Here is a 3,471-nt window from a genome sequence, read left to right as displayed (position 1 = left end):
ACTTTAATCCGCTTCGATAGCGTTTATGTTGGTCATTTTAAGTGTAACTTACGTACTATCGAGAGTTATCCGGCAATCAGTAACTATCTACGTGAGTTATATCAAGTTGAAGAGGTAAGTAAGACGGTTGATTTTTACCATATTAAACGTCATTACTATTACAGTCATACTATGATCAATCCAACTCAAGTCGTGCCAAAAGGGCCTGATATAGACTACGCTCGACCACACAACCGTGGTTAATAGACATTGATAACTAACAGTTTAATGACTTGATTAAACTGTTAGTTATAACTATCCATCACCTTGCGGATGGTGTCGATGCCAAACATTACCTTCTGAATAAATGATTCTGAGCTTTTCACTAAATTAAAATTAGGGTGTTGGGACCAAACAGCTTGTAGTTTGTCATCAAGTAATATGGCTTGTTGGTCAGACTCATTTCTTACTGGGTTATTAGAATGAATACTTTGTCCAGATTTAGCTGCAGTTTCAAAAAAGATCACTGCATCATATTGGTTAAGTTCGGTTTGTAGGTTGGTATTCAAGCATTGAAAAAATTCATCTTGCTCACCAGGCCAATAGGCTAGTCCATCTAAGCTACCACGATCGCAAAGCATTAAACGATCTGGATGCATGGTTCGCTGAATATGCTCTAAGGCGTTGTTTCCTAAAAGTTTGAACTATCTTGCCAGCCTGTGATCAGATCATCTATATCCTACTAGCCCGTGCAACAACAATGAGCAAAATCACAAACTGGTCTCACTATAATCAAGCCCTCGTTAACCGCGGTAATATTCGCTTCTGGTTTGACGAAAAAGCAACGCGTCATTGGTATAACGAATGTACTCACGGYGGGCGTGGCCGCTCTAATCATTTCTCTGATCTTGCTATTGAAACTTGCTTAACACTCAAAGCTGTCTTTGGCTTRTCGTTCAGGGCACTACAAGGGTTCACACAATCGGTATTATCTTTGATGAAGCTTCCGCTTGAAGCCCCAACCTACAGTTGTCTGTGTAAGCGCAGTGCTGAGTTGAATATTAAATTTCGCAGTAAAGTCCGCACCACTGGATTTGTAGATATTGTAGTTGATAGCACAGGACTTAAGGTGTTTGGCGAAGGTGAATGGCATGCACAGAAGCACCACGTAAAGGCAAGAAAAAAGTGGCGAAAACTGCACCTTGCGGTGGATGCCAACACGCATGATATTGTGGGGGCGCAAATGACGCTCAGTAACGTNACCGACGGCGAGACCCTCCAAGATTTGATAAGACCATTACGTCGGCGTATAGATAGAGTGAGCGCTGATGGTGCTTATGATAGCCGCCGCTGCTATGCAGAAATAACTGAAAAAGGCGCGATACCTGTTATCCCGCCGAGAGAGAATGCACGNCTGTGGACTGATAAGCATCCACGCAATGAGGCTGTCATGTTGTGCAATAAGTTAGGAATCGCACAATGGAAAAAGCTCAGTGGATATCATGTGCGCTCATTAGCAGAAACAGCGATGTACCGTTTTAAACAGTTGATGGGGGCTAAGCTAAATGCGCGTGATTACAATCGCCAACTGGTTGAAGCGATGATCAAAGTGAAGGCGCTAAATAAGATCAACACCCTTGGTCTGCCTAAATATCAGTAAGTTAAGTGAGTTTATTAGAGAGCTGCATTTGATCAACAAGGCCTATTATGACTGAAAATAATTTGATATTTTGTGGCTATAGTAANCGCGAATTCAACCCCGAAGTGCACCACTCGCTAAATTAGGCCGCATTGCGTAATTCGTTAAACACAACGACAGGCTGTTTGTAACCTAGGCACTTTCTAGGTCTGGCGTTTAGCGCACGTTCTATATCGGCCACCTGCTTATCCGTTACCGTTCTTAAATCCGTGCCTTTGCGTATGTACTGGCGCAGTAAACCGTTGAAGTTTTCATTCAATCCGCGNTCCCATGAGGAATACGGATTCGCAAAATAAATATCAGTGTTGAGCTTATCTGCAACTAGCTCGTGGTCACAGAACTCGCTGCCATTATCAGCGGTTATCGTATGCACATGACGGCGATATCGCCACAGCATGCCTATCATGGCTCTGCTTACGTCTGCCGCGCTCTTTGCTGGCACTTTACGTATTAAATAAAGCTTGCTTTGGCGTTCAACTAGGCTGACTATGGCACCCGTTCCATGCTTACCCAGTACGGTATCAGCTTCCCAGTCACCGAACCGTCTTTTCTTGTCAACAATCGCTGGGCGGTGCTCAATGCCCACTCGGTTCGGGATAATGACACGCTTCGCACGACGACCTTTGCGATATCGTCGATGGCCTTGTCGTAAGTGCCTAAACAACTTGCCGCCACTCAATTTATCCCGTTGCACATAACCGTAAATCCATGCATGACTCACTGAAAGCCCAATAATCCGGCCCACGCCTGCAATTTGCTCGGGACTCCACTTTTGTTTTAATCCGAACTCAACAAAGGTGATGGTCAGCTTAGATAGACACGACTTTGCGGCTTGAACGCGCCTTTTGAGTGTCTTTGCCTAGGCGACTTCGGGTAGATAGTGATTTTCCCGGATCCTATTTCGTCTGATTTCTCGGCTAATGGTGCTATGACTGACTTTCAGGCGTTTGCCTATCTCACGATAACTAAAGCCCTCGCGTAAGTAGGCTTCTATCTGGTATCTTTGTCCTGCGATCAACTGCTTGTAACTCATGGTAAATGCTTCTGTTTGTTTGGCGACGATAGAGTACCACCAACAGGCAGTTGATCTCTTCTCACCGTTTAACCATGAGTGGTGCACTTATTATCTGAATTCGGGACTCTTATTTAGAAGACTGTCTTTGGGCTGGATATCGATCCTAAAATAAACCGTGCTCATATCACTTAGATTGTGACTTCTCCACGGGTGCAGGCTAATGGCATCGGAACGGCAATGATGTCTTACGCTAAGAAAATGGCAAAGGACAGTGACATGAAAGTTATAGATATCGCCGCCAGTCATCTTTCAGCTCCTTTCTTCGAAAAATTTGGGGCAAAGACAATTAAAGAAATCACTGATGGTTGGGGCCTAGACATGCACAGGGTTGATATGGAATTACTACTATAACAATTCAATGACCGCTATTGGCCGATTAACTGACCTAGGTGTGGTGTGAGTTGGCTGTCCGTAGAACAGGCTGTCCGTAGAACGCTCATATCTCATCTTACAGTTTTGTTGATTAGGTTTAGACTTCACCTGACAGGCAGCTAAGAGCGAATAGCGGACATCAACGTTCACTTCAGCATTACCGAATACTGAACGGTTTTGAGCTAAAGTTTTTGCGCGGCACATGGAAAAGAACTGCGTAGAGTTTGGTGCCAGATGCAAGTCCATGCTAGGGATTTACTGCTGACTAGATAACTGATCCTAATTGTGATACACCTGCTTCAAGCCATGCTTGCCACCTGGGAACGGAGCCGCTGTGTCCATAAAG

At 44.4% G+C, this 3,471-nt stretch carries 2 protein-coding genes and 3 pseudogenes; 3 read left to right on the top strand and 2 right to left on the bottom strand.

All coding sequences use genetic code 11. From position 1 onward, the window contains the following. Positions 1–243, top strand: a pseudogene (locus tag BWD47_RS00100) (glutathione S-transferase family protein); the annotation flags it as partial. 41 nt (positions 244–284) lie between these two features. Here BWD47_RS00100 and BWD47_RS00095 read toward each other — a convergent pair. Beyond that, positions 285–653 (bottom strand): annotated as a pseudogene (locus BWD47_RS00095) (AAA family ATPase); the annotation flags it as partial. Positions 654–739: 86 nt separating this feature from the next. Here BWD47_RS00095 and BWD47_RS00090 point away from each other — a divergent pair. Beyond that, positions 740–1,639: an IS5 family transposase gene (locus BWD47_RS00090; RefSeq protein ID WP_055022332.1), complete on the top strand. Its 900-nt coding sequence runs from the start codon at positions 740–742 to the stop codon at positions 1,637–1,639. A gap of 121 nt (positions 1,640–1,760) precedes the next feature. On the opposite strand, the pseudogene BWD47_RS00085 reads toward BWD47_RS00090, so the two are convergent. Then, positions 1,761–2,711, bottom strand: a pseudogene (locus BWD47_RS00085) (IS30 family transposase). A gap of 177 nt (positions 2,712–2,888) precedes the next feature. Between BWD47_RS00085 and BWD47_RS00080 the strand changes: the two are divergent. Continuing rightward, entirely contained in the window at positions 2,889–3,104 is a 216-nt protein-coding gene (locus tag BWD47_RS00080) for a GNAT family N-acetyltransferase (RefSeq protein ID WP_305954732.1), read from the top strand. Positions 3,105–3,471 lie beyond the last annotated feature (367 nt).

Source organism: Pseudoalteromonas sp. PAB 2.2, assembly GCF_001938575.1.
Classification (GTDB): Bacteria; Pseudomonadota; Gammaproteobacteria; order Enterobacterales; family Alteromonadaceae; genus Pseudoalteromonas; species Pseudoalteromonas lipolytica.
The sequence above is the reverse complement of the archived record's forward strand: the minus strand, read 5'-3'. Positions and strand labels throughout refer to the sequence as shown.